The 17254-nt window shown below is 43.5% G+C and carries 12 protein-coding genes and 1 CRISPR repeat array; all 12 genes read right to left on the bottom strand.

Going from position 1 to position 17254, the window contains the following annotated elements; all coding sequences use genetic code 11:
* Positions 1-80 precede the first annotated feature (80 nt).
* Entirely contained in the window at positions 81-932 is an 852-nt protein-coding gene (locus ACTHOQ_RS12965; RefSeq protein WP_440496566.1) for a pentapeptide repeat-containing protein, read from the bottom strand.
* A 997-nt stretch (positions 933-1929) separates the two neighbouring features.
* The gene (locus ACTHOQ_RS12960) at positions 1930-2751 is read right to left on the bottom strand and encodes a MetQ/NlpA family ABC transporter substrate-binding protein (protein WP_440496565.1); all 822 of its coding nucleotides are present in this window, start codon (positions 2749-2751) and stop codon (positions 1930-1932) included.
* 10 nt (positions 2752-2761) lie between these two features.
* Complete coding sequence (locus ACTHOQ_RS12955) at positions 2762-3424, bottom strand: methionine ABC transporter permease (protein ID WP_440496564.1); 663 nt, start codon at positions 3422-3424, stop codon at positions 2762-2764.
* Complete coding sequence (locus ACTHOQ_RS12950) at positions 3417-4163, bottom strand: methionine ABC transporter ATP-binding protein (RefSeq protein ID WP_440496563.1); 747 nt, start codon at positions 4161-4163, stop codon at positions 3417-3419. Before ACTHOQ_RS12950 ends, ACTHOQ_RS12955 begins: the two co-directional genes overlap by 8 nt.
* A 192-nt stretch (positions 4164-4355) precedes the next feature.
* Entirely contained in the window at positions 4356-4835 is a 480-nt protein-coding gene (locus tag ACTHOQ_RS12945) for a VanZ family protein (protein ID WP_440496562.1), read from the bottom strand.
* Between the two features lie 269 nt (positions 4836-5104).
* A CRISPR array of direct repeats spans positions 5105-8741; the repeat unit is 33 nt; unit sequence ATTTCAATCCACTCTCCCAGCCTAGGGAGAGAC.
* A 163-nt stretch (positions 8742-8904) separates the two neighbouring features.
* Positions 8905-9195: a CRISPR-associated endonuclease Cas2 gene (gene cas2 / locus ACTHOQ_RS12940; protein WP_440496561.1), complete on the bottom strand. Its 291-nt coding sequence runs from the start codon at positions 9193-9195 to the stop codon at positions 8905-8907.
* A gap of 9 nt (positions 9196-9204) precedes the next feature.
* Complete coding sequence (gene cas1c, locus ACTHOQ_RS12935; RefSeq protein WP_440496560.1) at positions 9205-10236, bottom strand: type I-C CRISPR-associated endonuclease Cas1c; 1032 nt, start codon at positions 10234-10236, stop codon at positions 9205-9207.
* Positions 10233-10889 (bottom strand): CRISPR-associated protein Cas4, encoded by a 657-nt coding sequence (gene cas4 / locus ACTHOQ_RS12930; protein ID WP_440496586.1) that lies wholly within the window; start codon positions 10887-10889, stop codon positions 10233-10235. Before cas4 ends, cas1c begins: the two co-directional genes overlap by 4 nt.
* Complete coding sequence (cas7c, locus tag ACTHOQ_RS12925; RefSeq protein WP_440496559.1) at positions 10876-11709, bottom strand: type I-C CRISPR-associated protein Cas7/Csd2; 834 nt, start codon at positions 11707-11709, stop codon at positions 10876-10878. The genes cas4 and cas7c overlap by 14 nt, the downstream gene beginning before the upstream one ends.
* Positions 11706-13619: a type I-C CRISPR-associated protein Cas8c/Csd1 gene (gene cas8c, locus ACTHOQ_RS12920; protein WP_440496558.1), complete on the bottom strand. Its 1914-nt coding sequence runs from the start codon at positions 13617-13619 to the stop codon at positions 11706-11708. Before cas8c ends, cas7c begins: the two co-directional genes overlap by 4 nt.
* Positions 13616-14332 carry a type I-C CRISPR-associated protein Cas5c gene (cas5c, locus tag ACTHOQ_RS12915; protein ID WP_440496585.1) on the bottom strand — a complete coding sequence of 239 codons (717 nt, stop codon included), beginning with the start codon at positions 14330-14332 and terminating at the stop codon, positions 13616-13618. The genes cas8c and cas5c overlap by 4 nt, the downstream gene beginning before the upstream one ends.
* Before the next feature lie 22 nt (positions 14333-14354).
* Entirely contained in the window at positions 14355-16730 is a 2376-nt protein-coding gene (gene cas3 / locus ACTHOQ_RS12910; RefSeq protein WP_440496557.1) for a CRISPR-associated helicase Cas3', read from the bottom strand.
* Positions 16731-17254: the final 524 nt, after the last annotated feature.

The raw sequence follows: 17254 nt of genomic DNA, 5'->3' as shown, positions 1-17254 counted from the left end.
AATGCCGCCTTATAATAAAAAGACACGCATTTTTAATGGGTGCCTCAGTTAACGTCAATTTATTTAATTTCAAAAGCATTTCAGCTATTCCAATGGGCAGGCCGTCGTATATAAGAGGGCAATATTGTCTTTGCATCACCTTTAGCCGAATTCATCTGCATTTGTGTTAAAAACATGCTTGCAGACAGATCGGCGCCACTGAAATTAGCATCCCGCAAATCCGCACCGATAAAGTTGACTGCCGTTAAATCCGTATTTCTCATATCCGCTGCAATCAAATAGGCTCCCCTGAAGTCGGTTGCCCTTAAATCTTTTCCCTTCAGCTTTTTGCCCATCCAATCCACTCTCTTATTGTCAAACTCTTGCATTTTCCGGACACCGGGCATTTGATCGATTGTTTTTCTCCTGACAACATCGCTTGCCGAAGTAAGCAGTCCATTTAAAGAAAACCTATGCATCACGAGATCAAGCGACAATAAATTATCCGCGTCAAGCTTCGTCATTCCCTGCAATTCCTTGAGCTTTTTTCCGAGCTTGCCGGATAAATCATCCGGTATATCATAAGTCAAAGCTTCTGCCGCGTACGCAACCATTTCATGAATTTGCTCCATGATGGGAAACACTTGAAACATTTTCTTTCCGCTATCACTGTTTTCACGCCAGCTCTGGCCTTTGAACGTGACTTGGGAAACGGCTTGACCAGCCCCTAAGCAATCAAATACTGTACATCCTTTGAATCCTTTATCCCTTAACTGGCTATGAATTTTGCAGCTGTAATCGGGCCGCAGATTCATGCAAGCAGTACCTGCCCGTTTGTTAATCGGAAAATCGCTTGATGCTGCAATATGAAGTGCGGTGCAGCAAAGCCCAAAGCACTTCGAACAATCAGCCGTTAAACTCTCTCTAATACTTTTCGCTGTTTCATTATCCATTTTCATACCTTCTATCTTATGTTGGGAATAGTTTTGAGTTTATTATACAAAATTCCTGAACAATATGGCCCGTTAACGAAAAATAGTGCATATACCTTATATTCAAGGATAGCACCATTAAAATGTACTCTTTTCACAATAGTTCGTCAGCCATCATTAAAAGAGGAACATCCATAAGCCTTTCACTCTATCATCCCAAATATTCGCAAGTATATGAAACCTTTTCCGAAATGAATCCAGCTAATATAAGATGTCATTGTATAATAATCAAGTTAAGCAATTTTTAGCCTGAGAAACCGAATTCCTGCAACAGATCCCTTATTAGGAAAAATCGGAAAGAAGAATGTTGGCTTGCAATCCAGCATGTCTTGACATCTAAAGGAAGTTTTCAGATATCTATAAATTAATGATAACCTAAACTGTTGGTGTTCTGATCCTTAATCAAATCACAATTAAGCGGAATTTTTCCGGTTATTTGCAGAATGGAGCTCGTTTCGGGAAAAATAAAGGGAGTTTTTCCGACTATATAGCGGAAATCATCCCATTTTTGCTTTTTTTTAGTCTATAGGCGGAATTTCTCCGTCTATTATAGCTATTTTTAACTTTACATTTCAATTAAGCGAAGTTTTTCCGTCTATTCATTTATCCGATTGGTCGATTCATTTCCGCAAATGTATGCCTAGCAGAAATGCTCCTATTTCAAGTAATTTAATAAATATGTTTGGCAATCCAGCATAATGAGGCAGATTGCAGCATTCCCGATATAACGACGAATTGGCTTGATTGCCTGAAAAATTGTTATTTGCCCTCACTCTTCCGCTAAATCCACATCGTGCGTTAAAAACCGTTTCGCTTCAATAGAAAATGATCCTATTGCGCCGGGCTGCGAATTGCGCACCAAAAAAGGCATCTCAGTTTTCACACTAAGATGCCTTTTTTCGATTGACCTGTCAAACCGCGCAACCTAACCGCGTTTCGGCATTTGCAGGTTAACAAACTATTCGAACGCAGGTGTCGCCGTTTCGTCGTAGTTTTCTTCAAGGAAATCACGCACTGCCTCGCTCGTCATCGCTTCCGCAAGCTTTTGGATCGCCTCGTCGTCTTTGTTGTCTTCGCGTGCCACCAATGTAATGGCGAAATCATTTTCCACACCTTCCGTCAACAGTGCATCACTTTTCGGCGTCAAGCCAAGCGGTGCTGCATAGGCCGGCGTCATCACGACCGCATCGGCATCATCATACATGCGCGCAAGCATCAATAAATCCACTTCTTTAAATTGAAGATTTTTCGGGTTTTCCTCTACGCTCGCCAACGTATAGTACACATCCGTTTTTTCCTTCAATGTAATCACGCCATGTTGGGCAAGCAATGTCAATGAACGATCGATATTCGAAATATCATTGGCGATCGCAACAGCAGCCCCATCAGGCAAATCGTCGATCGAATCATAGTTTTTTGCATAAACGCCGTAATTCGCAAAGTAAATCGGCTGGATCGGCACTAATTTCGACCCATTGTTGCGGTTGAATTCCTCCATATACGGCACGTGCTGGAAGAAGTTCGCGTCGACTTCCTTTGCAGCGAGTGCATTGTTCGGCTGCACATTATCGCCGAGCACAACGATTTCCAAGTCGATGCCCTCTTCTGCCAGCTGAGGCTCGACCAGCTCCAATATTTCCGTCATCGGCGCAATTAAGGATGCAACTTTTAACGTTGTTTCTTCACTGCTGACTTGCTTGCTGCCTTCTGTTTCATTCTTCTGTCCGCAGCCAACCAACGCCAGCACTGCGGCTAAACTTACTATCCAACTTTTTTTCACGATGATTCTCCTATCTTTTATCCAACCATCTTGCCGCAGCCGTTCCAACCATCTGAATGAGCTGCACCAAAATGATCATAATCAAAATCATATAAAGCATTAAATCTGTTTTGAATTGCTGATAGCCGTAGCGGATGGCAAAATCGCCGATACCACCGCCGCCGACAACCCCCATAATTGTGGAATACGAAATAAAGCTGACAATCGAAGTCGTCAAGCCGAGCACAAGCCCTGAACGAGCTTCCACATAAAGAAAACTGAAAATTACCCTCCGAACCGATGCCCCCATCGAAACGGCAGCCTCCACTACGCCTTTTGGCACATCCAATAACGACTGTTCAACAAGCCTTGCATAATGGGCAATCGCAATAATCGACAATGGCACAGCAGCCGCAACCGTTCCTATCGCAGTCCCGACGATAAGCCTTGTAAAGGGAATCAAAAATACGACAAGCAATAAAAACGGGAACGAGCGGACCGTGTTCACGGCTAAATTCAGTATATTGTATACAACCCGGTTTTCAAGCAGCTTGCCCTTTCCACAAAGAAATAAATATGTACCAACAGGCAATCCGATGAGGACCGCAGCCACAATGGAAACACCGACCATGAAAAACGTTTCGCCAATCGCCTGCCAAATTTCCGCCTCGTATTGGATCAGCACCTCAGGCATGTCCGTCACCAACTTTCACAAGCTGATCGACGAAGCTTTGCGGATGATGATTCGTTTCCTGTATGCCTGCCGGTTCCAACTCCACCGTTTCATATATGTGACCGGCATCCAGCACGGTTGCGCGGTGGCAAATACTATTGATTACCTCAAGCTCATGGCTAACAAGCACAATCGTCACACCAAGCGCCTCATTAACCTTTTCTAAAACACGCAATACTTCCGCGGATGTGTTTGCATCGAGAGCAGAGGTCGGCTCATCGCAAAGCAGTACGGCCGGCTCATTCGCAAGCGCCCTCGCTATCGCCACACGCTGCTTTTGCCCGCCGCTGAGCTGTGCAGGATATTGAGCCGCGAACTTTTCCAAACCGACAAAATTCAGGCATTCCATCACACGTGCCTGTCGCGATTTCTTCGGATAATTCGCCAATGCCAATGCGATTTCAATGTTGGCATAAACCGTCTTGTTCGCAACTAAGTGAAAATGCTGGAAAATCATGCCGATCGATTTTCTCGCCTCACGAAGCCCGGCATTTTTCAGAGCTGTCAGTTGTTGCCCGTTAATGAAAACAGCGCCGCTATCCGGCACCTCCAGCAAATTCATCAAACGCAGCAATGTCGATTTCCCCGCTCCGCTCGCACCAATCAAACCGTGAATTTCTCCTTTATTGATTGTTAAGGACACATTTTGAATGGCCGCAAAGGACCCGAAATTCTTTGTGAGCTGCTGCAGTTTTATCACCTCTAAAACACCTCCATTGCAAATCCAGTCGACTACTTATTATAAAAGATATTCCACCAGTCACCAAGCGAAATGTTTTTAAGGCACCTTCACAAAAAATGCCAGACACCTGAACGTTTCGCATTCAAGATTCTGGCATGTATTCATATATTCAGTTAAAAACAATAAATTTAGCGCACACTTTTTTATATACTACCGATTATATACAAAAAGCACTGTCGCTAGTCCCAACACCGCTGTTCCAACAAGTGTTGCTAAAACTTGCACGACGGAATCCGCCCGTTCTCTTTTCCTGCACAGCTTCACTATCAAACGATATACCGCAAACCCAATCACACCGCCAAGAGTGTTTAAAATTACATCATCAATATCCGTTGCGCCGCGCTTGAAAATGAATTGAACGACCTCAATAAATACGCTTGAACCGATGATAAACAGCAACACCTTTAAGCCGTTCATTTTTTTGCTGTAGTAGGCCGCATAGATGCCTAGCGGGATAAACATAAGAACATTGCCCCATACATTGACCGAAAAACCCTGCTCCATTATCATATCGAAAGGCATCAAATTAATATTTCGATACGCGCCTCTTGCGAAAAACACTAAATCCACAATTAAAAACACATAAAATATTAGCACAAGCCAATGTGTGATCATTAATAACTTCTTCACTAAACCCACTCCCACATCTCATTCCTTATCATTATAAACGCCAAATCTTTAGAATAAGTGCGGAAAATTCTTAAGACTTTCTTAAATGTGGAATTTCTATCATTTTCAAAATTTAAATTCAATAACAAAACTCGAACTATTCAACGAAACATTAATTTCCGCAATAGATCGAGTATTATAATGGTCCATATTTTAATTTTCATGAGCCTTGTTTTCCCACTTACATAGACTCCGGCAATGAGTGAGTGCCAAAGCATAAACGTAAACGGATTTCAAACCACTCTCCCAGCCTAGGGAGAGACGTAAATTAGCATCAAATAATGCGGAGCTTGCTATTTCAATCCACTCTCCCAGCCTAGGGAGAGACATTAGCTAATATTCCATCCAGTTTGATTCCCTGATATTTCAATCCACTCTCCCAGCCTAGGGAGAGACGATAGGACATAACGATGAGCTGCCGTTCTTTTTTTATTTCAATCCACTCTCCCAGCCTAGGGAGAGACAAAATTGATACAGGCAAAAAAGCGGCGAATGTGTCATTTCAATCCACTCTCCCAGCCTAGGGAGAGACTCAGTAATAGCTTGCATACGCATGCGCTCAAATATTTCAATCCACTCTCCCAGCCTAGGGAGAGACGTTTGGAAGTAGTTTGCTCCGTCAAGCATTTTAATTTCAATCCACTCTCCCAGCCTAGGGAGAGACAATCTTTTATTAGAAATGCCGGAAGCAATCAATATTTCAATCCACTCTCCCAGCCTAGGGAGAGACATTTGGTAATTCGCTATCCATGTAATGGAACTGAAATTTCAATCCACTCTCCCAGCCTAGGGAGAGACGCCTACGCAGAAGTCGTTGAATCAAGGGTTGATATTTCAATCCACTCTCCCAGCCTAGGGAGAGACACGTAGATTACCAAAACTATTTATTGAATATCAGATTTCAATCCACTCTCCCAGCCTAGGGAGAGACAATATGAAATTCACAATTAAATACTTAAATTATTATTTCAATCCACTCTCCCAGCCTAGGGAGAGACTTGTATGATGCTTCATCTTTGCCTGGTTTTCGCCAATTTCAATCCACTCTCCCAGCCTAGGGAGAGACAATTCAACTGAAAATGAATACGAGCCAAAAGTATTTCAATCCACTCTCCCAGCCTAGGGAGAGACGGACGTAATCACGAAATCAGCAGCGACCGACTTTATATTTCAATCCACTCTCCCAGCCTAGGGAGAGACGATTTAGGTGGTAAGTTTGGCGATGCCTTTTCAGATTTCAATCCACTCTCCCAGCCTAGGGAGAGACCTTATGCAGCCGAAAAGCGAAAGCGAGAGGCGGTATTTCAATCCACTCTCCCAGCCTAGGGAGAGACGAGGATAAGGATGCGCTTGAAATTTTTATCGATGATTTCAATCCACTCTCCCAGCCTAGGGAGAGACAAGGAAATATCTAAACCTAATTGCTTTGTTGCCGGATTTCAATCCACTCTCCCAGCCTAGGGAGAGACGAGGAGTGGACATTGTGACTGATAACGAACGATTGATTTCAATCCACTCTCCCAGCCTAGGGAGAGACCTAAATTGTAGATACCTTTCTCAGCGCCTTTTTATTTCAATCCACTCTCCCAGCCTAGGGAGAGACGTCTAAATTGTAGATACCTTTCTCAGCGCCTTTTTATTTCAATCCACTCTCCCAGCCTAGGGAGAGACACTTCCCATGTGCTCAATAATTTTTTCGTGTTGTATTTCAATCCACTCTCCCAGCCTAGGGAGAGACTCCAAAATACAACCGTATCAGGAGGCGGAGCAATTTCAATCCACTCTCCCAGCCTAGGGAGAGACGTAAAATGAAAACAAGCCTTCCGCATATCTGTGATTTCAATCCACTCTCCCAGCCTAGGGAGAGACATTGCTACTTCAAGTTGGCGCAAACTCCAATCAATTTCAATCCACTCTCCCAGCCTAGGGAGAGACAAAAATACACCTAAGCACCCGGTCTAGCTTAAAATTTCAATCCACTCTCCCAGCCTAGGGAGAGACTGTCATTGGCAATTCCCTCTACAGTGGATTTTAAGATTTCAATCCACTCTCCCAGCCTAGGGAGAGACATTTACCTTATGCGGAAACCCCTTATACAAGCATGATTTCAATCCACTCTCCCAGCCTAGGGAGAGACATGGGTATGCCGTTTTTATTCAGTGTTTGCATTAATTTCAATCCACTCTCCCAGCCTAGGGAGAGACTTCTTCATTCAATACATCTGCACCTAATACTTATTTCAATCCACTCTCCCAGCCTAGGGAGAGACTACTGTCATAATAAATCCTCCATTTTTATATAAATTTCAATCCACTCTCCCAGCCTAGGGAGAGACAGAATGTTCATTACAATCGTTGCTGCCATTGCGATTTCAATCCACTCTCCCAGCCTAGGGAGAGACTTTAAAAAAATAATAAATTTAACGGACTCTATCAATTTCAATCCACTCTCCCAGCCTAGGGAGAGACCAATACTGTTGTGGTAGTGGATGCGATAGCTTTTATTTCAATCCACTCTCCCAGCCTAGGGAGAGACCATTGCTTATTGATATTAATTGTATTGTCATCATTTCAATCCACTCTCCCAGCCTAGGGAGAGACTCTTGCACGGTCTGTTCGTCAAAATGATGCATGATTTCAATCCACTCTCCCAGCCTAGGGAGAGACAAAATGGGACAGATTGAAAAAGCGCGTCAATTATTTCAATCCACTCTCCCAGCCTAGGGAGAGACACGTAGGAAGTTGAAGCGACAGGCAGAACGAATTATTTCAATCCACTCTCCCAGCCTAGGGAGAGACAACGTTTTATTAAAAGCCATCCATCCATGAACGAATTTCAATCCACTCTCCCAGCCTAGGGAGAGACCGCCTTAATGTGAGCCGTTACTGTTTTAATAACTGATTTCAATCCACTCTCCCAGCCTAGGGAGAGACCTTATTTCCATTTATGTGCTGCATTGACAATGAAGATATTTCAATCCACTCTCCCAGCCTAGGGAGAGACCACCTTAATACTATCTTCATATATCAGTAACGGATTTCAATCCACTCTCCCAGCCTAGGGAGAGACGTTGATAATGTGATATCTGCCATATCTTCTAGGTGGATTTCAATCCACTCTCCCAGCCTAGGGAGAGACATGGAATTTCAAAAAGAATGACGAATTAGGATATTTCAATCCACTCTCCCAGCCTAGGGAGAGACGTAGCCCATACTGATATATATTGGGATTATCGTAAATTTCAATCCACTCTCCCAGCCTAGGGAGAGACCTTTTGCCCATTTCTTAACTGAAACAGCAGGAATTTCAATCCACTCTCCCAGCCTAGGGAGAGACTGACGAATGTTGGGATTAAAATTAAATTGTGCGATTTCAATCCACTCTCCCAGCCTAGGGAGAGACATGAATTTACTAGTCACAATGAAAACGGAAAAGAAATTTCAATCCACTCTCCCAGCCTAGGGAGAGACGCAAGACTATCAGCAAGAATTGTTTGTATCAAAATTTCAATCCACTCTCCCAGCCTAGGGAGAGACACGCAGAAGTTATGTATGACACAATTATCGAAATTTCAATCCACTCTCCCAGCCTAGGGAGAGACAATTACTAATGGGTGATTGCAATGGGACGTAAAAATTTCAATCCACTCTCCCAGCCTAGGGAGAGACAGAAATTGAAGAATCTTTACTCCAGCAAAAAGCTATTTCAATCCACTCTCCCAGCCTAGGGAGAGACAAATGATTATATCCGATCTCTTTATGATACCGAATTTCAATCCACTCTCCCAGCCTAGGGAGAGACAGTTGTAAATTGACTGCAAATCACTTGCAGTACATTTCAATCCACTCTCCCAGCCTAGGGAGAGACTGCGAAAACGGACAAAAATTTATCCAAATTCGCATAAAAACACTTTTTTGAAAACCACTCTAAAACTAACTACCTCATCCACCTAACAAAAAACCATATTTCCAAACAAAAAATTGGTGCGGATCCTCCAGTGTTTTCATGTGAGCTTACGATTCGCACCAGCCTACAAGATCAGCACATCCTCCACTTCGATCGTTTCCTTTGCGCCAATATGCTCTACTTTTGATTGATAATTATTGCCAAGCTGATAAAAACGCAGGCTGTCTTCATTTTCGTCAATTAAATCGACTAAGCGCAATTTCAGCTGCTTAAATTGGGTGGCATCGACTACACACTCAAAAACCGAATTTTGAACGCGTACTCCGTAGTTCTCGCATTCTTTCGCAACCTTGCGCAAACGTTTGCGTCCGGCAGCTGTTTTGGTAACGACATCATATGTGACTAAAATCAGCATAGCAATCCCTCATTTCCATAAAAATGGTGGATATTCTTCCAGATCTCCGCGCAAATGACGCGCTAAAAGCATTGCCTGTGCATGCGGGACTAATCCCCAATCCATTTTTTCTTTCAGGAAAGGATGGGTCAACGATTCCTTTTTCCGCTCCTGCCATGCTTGCAGATACTTTTTTCGACCATCATCCGTAAGTATCACTGCCCCATTCTCTTTTACCACGAAATCTTTTGCCTCTACCATTTTCTTATTAATAACCTTTAAAACAAATCGGTCCGCTATGACACCGCGCAGTTCTTCCATTACATCAAGCGCAAGCGATGCACGCCCTGGCCGGTCTCGATGCAAGAACCCTACATAAGCATCAAGACCAACCGTTTCAAGCGCAGATGATACATCTTTCGCCAACAGCGTGTACGTAAACGACAATAAAGCATTGACATTATCCGTTGGTGGACGACGGTTTCTTGTTCTGAAATAAAAAGCGTCCTTCTGCTGCAGAATCATTTGATCAAACAAGCCAAAATACGCATTCGCTGCCTGACCTTCAAGTCCCCGCAGCAGTTCAAGGTCATCGCAAACGAGTATTTTCTTCAAATCTTCGGAAAGCCGCCGGGAAATTCGTTTAAATTCGGGAACATCGATACGCATCGGATTATCACGCGTCGCACGTTCAAGCATCCATTTTTGGTTCGCCACTTTGGCAAATATAAAATTGCGGGCTATACGGGCACTTTCCACTTCACTATCCGAGATTCGGTATTGCGTTTTTCGCAGCACGACATTGCCCTTGCTTTCTCCAATGACGCGCGCCAAAAACTTGCCGTTTGCATTCAAAAATGTAAGGGAGACATTGCGCTCGGCACAGGCATGCATAAGCATCGGACTTGCTCCTGCATAGCCGAGCGTACAAATGGCTTCCAAATTGTGCAGGGGTACACGGCCAAGCACAGCTTCGTCATGGGAAACTACAACCGTCTCGCCCTTTAAGGTCAAATAAGCATTCGGTGTTGTGATGAATAATGTATTCAGTAATTTTCTCATGCGAGATACCTTCTTAAATATGACTTCACATCTTGCGTTTCGTTTAAGACCGGCATACAAAGATTTTCGAGGGAGCAGCTTTTGCAGTGCTTGCCCATCTTTACTTTCGGTGTATGCTGGCGGGAAAAATAATGATGCATTTGCTTAAATTGCTGTCTGACTTGTTCTTTAAGCGCCTCGGTAATTTCCACTTCTTCACGGCGTTTCACTTCATCATAAAAGAAATAGCCGACCGGTACTTCACATGCTAGCATTTCCTCCAGACACATTGCCTGGGCTACAAGCTGCATCACATCCTCCTCCCCTTTTTTTGGCTTTCCGCGCTTGTATTCTACAGGCACCACTCGGTAATTTCCCGCTTCATTTACAAGCGGGATGCCTGAAGGATCCTGGATAAATTCCACCACATCGCAAATGCCTGTCGTGCGTAATTCATGTGACTTTACCGGCATCGCGCGCACAATTAATTTATCGCGGCGCTTTTCGCGGATAAACGGCTGATCCACTTTCTGATGGACAAATTGCCCCTCGATTGTGCGTACATTTTCCTCCCACTGCTGCTCGATATGGATCAATGCCCATTGCCGCGCACAAAAGCGGAAATGCTGGATGCCGGACAACATTAAATAGTCCTCTTCATTAACGGCCTTCAAGGACATCCGCTTTTAACCCTTCCAATCCAGCTACGTCAACAACAGGCTCGTCTCCATCCACTGTAACCGTAATCGAGTGATGTACTTTTGCCGAAGAATATTGGCCAAGCTTTGAATTATGCTCCCACCAAATCACCTTTTTCACTTCCAACGAGCCTTCCGGGCGGGCAGAAGATGCATCATTTTCAAATAAGGAAAGTAATGCCTCTTTTAACTTTTGCGCATCTTCATTCGTAAATCCTGTCTTCTCGGCAAGCTGTGTATTAATACTGCCGACGAATTTGTAAATGCCACGGTCTACCCGATGCTTCATTCCCATAGTATCCGACCCTTTTTTGTCGCCTGTAACAGAATTGACCGATTTTGTAATTTGCGTGCTCGTAATATTGATCGGCTCAATGCTGATAGCCGGATGAATTGAAACAGGACCACGCACTCCAACAGATAAAGAATCTCCCTTGAATGCAAATACTTGTCCAAAAGCGCGGACATCATACCAAGTTTGCGCAGCAACAAGCGCGAATGTATCGGCATTTCCTTTTTTGTCTTTTTTGATTTTAGCAAGTTCCGGCACCGATTCTGCACGGTCATTCAATGATTTGAAGCCATCGTTTGCCCGGTCGTCGGATTGTACGAAAATCGCTTCTCCCATATCCTGCAGACGGTTGCGGATTTTGCGCTTGATCGCCACATCCGAAACCTCTCCGTATCCTTCAAAATTTTGGCGTGGGCGGTTTCCGTTAAGCGGGTCACCGTTCGGGTTGGCATTTGTTACAGTAAAAATAACGGCAAAATCAATTTTGTGGTCTAATGTAGTCATTCTGTCGTTTCCCCTTCCTTATCCTTTTTTGTGTATAAATCCTGGCGTTGACTGTAGTAGCCAAGCAAATATTTCCCGCTTAAAGCTTCGTCATTAAATTGTTCTACCGGGATTTCCGATGCGATTTGATCTATTAAACTCGTATAATAGATACCTTTTTCCCGAAGCTTCATCTGGTATGGCTGTAGGTTTTTTTGGATCGTCAGCCATGTGCGAAGCGGATTTGTTTGGAATGCGCTCATATAACGCAGCGCATTTGTCGCCCGGTTCTCCTCTTTTCCTAAAGCCCGGCGTTCAAGCACATCGGCAACGGCCAGCATACGCCCGAATAAATAATCCCGATCCTTGCAATTAGTATCTAATGCCACTGTAAAAGCCTCCTTTTCATAGGTTTTTCTAGTTAATGAACAAGCAACGGTCAATGCCTGCTCCCATTCCCAGGTCTCACTGTAGAATTGCGGATTCGACGCGCGAACAATCGCACTGCGCACAATATCTATAGGAATATTCCGACCATCAAGCACACACGGAATTAAACGCTCCATCACACCTTTGACCACTTTATCGCTCGGGCGTGGTCCATATGCGGCATGGGCAATCGTATAAAATGATGGTGCACCGTAAAAATGCACTAAACCATTGTCTTTTTTGCGTGTTTGACGCCAGCTCGCTTCTGTATGCCATGCTGCCAGCTGATCAAAATACAGTTGCATATCGTATTCTCTGTAATAGAGAACAGCGAGACGGCCTGGTGTAGCAGCATCAATTGTTAAAATATAAATTTTCTCATCTTTGTTTTCTTCAAATTTAATATCCCTTGAAAGACCGGCCAATAATGCGCGATGCTGCTTGGCCAGTTGCTCTTTCAGGTCGTCATTATTTTCGGTTTCCTTGAAGAGATCAAAGTCTTCTCCCCATTCAACATTCTGGTGAAATAAATCGTCCGATATCGAAGGAATATCCAGATTTTTCGTACCCCACACGAGAAAAACGCGCCCGTCGATCGTTTTCCCCTGGCGTTCAATAAGCCATTTGAGTGCATTATGGGCTTTTTGCGAGGCATCATAGCTGATATTGCCGGCTTCCAGGCTTGTCGTAAAGCGTCCCCGATATGTAAAACCTGCCGCATCATTCGCGGAAATCAATTTTGCTTTATCGCCTGAATTGCGCAGTTTATTCGGATGGCGTTCAATACGCGGGGCTTCTTCACCTGTCACATAACAGAGATCCTTTTCTTTAAGCAATGTATTGTAGTATTCGATAAAGGACGTGAAAATGTCCTGATTACGCCAAACCGGTATCACCACTTCTCCAGGGATATGCACATTAAAGCGGACAAATGCCGCTTCCTGCTCTGATGCGATGACACCGAAAATTTTCGGGCGCTCATTTTGCTCCCCTGTCCATTTTTTAAGTAACCGGCCGTTTTCATCTGTATGCAAAATATGCTTCTGCACTAAATCCTCAATAACGGTCCCCTTTTTTACATAGTTATAAATCGCTTCGATATAAGGGTGGCTGTAGGCCGATGTGCACCATCCCGCAAGCTGGGTGATGTAGGCATCATATGCAGCCGCTTTTTTCTCGTCTGCTTCCACAAATCGTTTATAATCTCCCGCTACAAACATTAATTTATCGTGGAGAAAATGCGGTACATAGTTTTGACCGGATCTTGCGCCTGATTCCTCTGAAAATGGCAGCACCGTGCTTTCTTTTTCGAGGACATACGCATCGTAAAAATTCCCTTCCAGATCGACCAGTACCTCAATATGCGCGGTTTGTGTTGTGTGGGATGTCGGCAGCAGCATATATTCCGCCGTCTGCCCATTGCGGAATTCTTTTCGCCGAGGCTTTCCGACTTCACCTAAGTTTTCCTCATATGTTCGGTACAAAGCTTGTAAATAACTCATTCTTTCACCTCCAATTGCTGTGCGAGAACATCGACCGGTTCCACCGATTCCCCTAACTTGAATGACTTTGGCTCCATCGCATGCAGCGGTCTGACAAGAGGGCAATCCTCGGGTAAAATAAACCTGACAATCCCTTTTTCCATGACTGGTCGCCAAAGTCTCGTTTCCAGTTGATTTTTGCCTGTTTCATCAGGGTAATTCATACCGTGCACCATTACACCAAAATGCATTTCGTCGATGTCGTCATAAAATCCCTTGTTTGTCCCAAATTCGCACGGCTCCACATATCCCTGGCATTCACGCGTACCGAGAAAAATATCCCGGCGTCCCCCCGCATTCACACAGCGTTTCGCGATGTTGTGATGCTTATGTTCGTTAAAATCTTCCTTCAAATCCTGCCGCTGTTCATTGAAGATGAAATGTGCCTTCACCTGATACTTCACATCACGCAAATAACTGTAGTTTGCAAGTGTGTTGCCACCAGACAAGCTGATCGGGCGCACTCCTTTTGATTCCATACGAATCGGATGCATCACACGCACTTCATCAATAATCCAAATAATGCTCGGCTTCCAGTAAATCGACTCTGTAATGCCTTTCAGCGCCTGATACGTAGGGATTTGTGTCGTCATTTTCTCGCCGCCGAGCTTCATGAGCGGATCTGTAAATAACGCATAGTCGCCACTTACTTCAAACTCAATCTGATTTCGTATTTTTGTCATGTCGTTCACCTCCTTATATTGTCAGCAAATTTAACCCGGCTTCCCCTTTTACGGAAAGGCCGTATTCTTCGTCATAAGCGTTTTCAGTCGCGATCCAGATTTTAAATGTGCCGAAATCTACTGGGCGAATCAGTTTTTCTTGCTGAAGGGCACGGAACTCATGCGGAAAAACATTGACTGAAAATTGCTGCGCTTTCTTTAAAAACACTTTATAATCAATCGGCTCATGACTCGTTAATTGGTTGATTAATTCAATTCCTTCCCCAAATGGCACAAGAATTGATTCTGTATTCGCATCGATGACTTCAAAACGGTCCGCCGCCGAATGGAAGCTCTGCGGTAAAATAACGCCAATATTTTTCGGCCGCTTCACATCATTCGTAAACAGCAATTGATGCAGGGTTTTATCTAAATCCCGTACAGGGAAATCCAGCTCCAGCGACAGATTTTCATAATATTGCTTAAAGAAATATTCAATCGCAGGAGATGATAAAAGCTCCCCATCAAATAAATTCCGTTCTTCAATATCACGCAGTAAATAATTTGCAAAGCGCTGTCCCTTTTCGATTGTCGGCAGCTTTGTCAGCACTTCCTCTGCATGCTTGAATACATACACATCGCGCTGATCCACTTCCCCGTTTCGATTGCAGCGACCTGCCGCCTGTGCGATCGAATCCACACCAGCGAGTGAGCGCATCACACACTGGAAGCTTACATCGACCCCTGCTTCAATTAACTGGGTGCTCATGCAAAGCACTTGTTTGCCTGCCTTGAGTGCTTCGTTCATTTGCTTCAGTTTTTCTTTCCTGTGTGCTGGACACATGCCGGTACTTAAATGGTACACATGCGGGTACTCTTTAAATTTCATATACAAATCTTTCGTTGTTTTTTTATTGTTGGAAATGACCAAAATACTTTTTACGTCATCCATTTTTTCGGTAATAAAGTCGGCCAGCTGCTCTGTCGTCCATTCTTCATGCTCATCCATCCGCACAATATTCGTTCGTTTAAAGACCTTTTCAATCAGCGGTAAATTTCCCACAATTTCCTCATCCACATGGATACGCTGCTTCACATGCTGCAGCGCCGGCTGTGTTGCTGTACAAAGAAGAACAGTTGAATTAGCATATTTCGTTAAAAAGTTGATAGTTTCATTGAACAGGGAAACACACTTAACAGGGACGGACTGCACTTCATCGAAAATAATGACGGCATTCGCCAAGTTGTGCATACGTCTTAAATTCCGACTTTTCCCACTGTAGAAACTGTTTAAATACTGCACCATTGTCGTAAAAACAATAGGTGAATCCCAGTTATCCTTTGCTTGATTCAATTTACGCTGCAGTACCATTTCTTCATATGTTTCGGCTTCCCGCTCATCTTCTATGACATTGCTATGATGCTCCAGCACTTCATCGGTGTTGAGCAGCTTACGGACAGCCTGCGCATTTTGCTCGATAATTGTTGTAAAGGGAATGACATAGATAATGCGTTCTTTGCCCTGCTTGATCGCATGCTTCAATGCGAATCGAAGGCTGGCCAATGTTTTCCCGCCGCCTGTAGGTATGGACAATGAATAAACACCTGTCGGCAATTCCGCCTTATTTTCGCAATTATCCGACATCTCTTGGCGCAGTTTCGTAATGTCATTCGGTATAGCTTCTTCTTGCATTTCTTTTAAACTTTCCTCAAGTGCTTTTAAATAGGTTGCGAATTTTTCCTGTACAGGCTGCTCCGGAGTTGCTTGACTGCTATTTTCATCAAACTCTCTAGAATTCGTACGATCCGCGTCTATTAAACTACTGAAAATAGCCATCGTTAAAAATGGCGATACTTTATACAAAATCTGGTCAAGGTCTCTCTTTTTGAAATGCTGCTGTAAAAAATGCTGAAACTCTTTGGCAGCCTGCGAGACATACGCGTCAAAACTTTCTTCGGTCATCACTTCCGTAAAAAAACGCTCTTTAATTTGGGACATCGGAATTTTTTCATTTTCGGCACGCTTCAGAAACGGCGAATTTCCATCCGGATCAATAAAATCATGAAGCTGCCCATGGTGCGAATAAATCGCGTTGGCCAGCATTTCAATCATTACCGGTGTAATGCCTGTGGATCTATGAAATTTTTCCATAAGAAGCCTTCCGCCGGCAGTAGAATGGTTCACGCTCCCCCGTTTTGGCGGCTCGTCCGGATTTGCGATCGCTTCACGCAAATAGATTTGAAATTCATCACTGTATTTTCCGAGATCATGCAGTAAGCCCGCTAAACCAAAAACTTTCGACATACCGAATTTCCCGCCAATTTTTTCGCATATGTATTGCACTTCAAGCAAGTGATCTTTGAGCAGTTGTTCAACCCCATCCGTTTTTCTAACATGAGCAATGTACATTTACCTACCTCCCCATTACTTTAGGTTTATCTTATCACTAACATTTGGTAAAACCAACCATTTATCCGTGGATTTTTTGGCTGTTTATAACATTTAGCAATCCGGATAATTACTCTAAAGCTATATTTGTGAAGTCACATTTTTTATTACATATTTTTAAAAGCTGTACCATTGAATGGGAGGAGGCCCCATATTTCAAATAAATATGGAGCCTTGTCTTTTAGATTTTTCCCAGCTTTGCTCGCATAAAAATTTTGATATTCATAAGTTTTTTCATTCGCAAGTCCATCTTAAATATCATAGGCCACACCCCCTTGATTTGAGTTTATGCTTGAACGGGAAATTATATTCACTTTATCAATTTAATTTTATTTCTCAAATAGGAACTCTAATTAATAGCTTTCACTGCCCAATATTCCACTTTATTTCCCTCAAAATTGCATAAGTTCTTTTTCCCACACATATAATATTTCGTCGCATCAATGCGTGGATTGAAAACTATTGGAGAACAAATGTAATTGCCT

The sequence above is a fragment of the Solibacillus silvestris genome (assembly GCF_051967575.1).
GTDB classification, from domain to species: Bacteria; Bacillota; Bacilli; order Bacillales_A; family Planococcaceae; genus Solibacillus; species Solibacillus silvestris_B.
The sequence above is the reverse complement of the archived record's forward strand: the minus strand, read 5'-3'. Positions and strand labels throughout refer to the sequence as shown.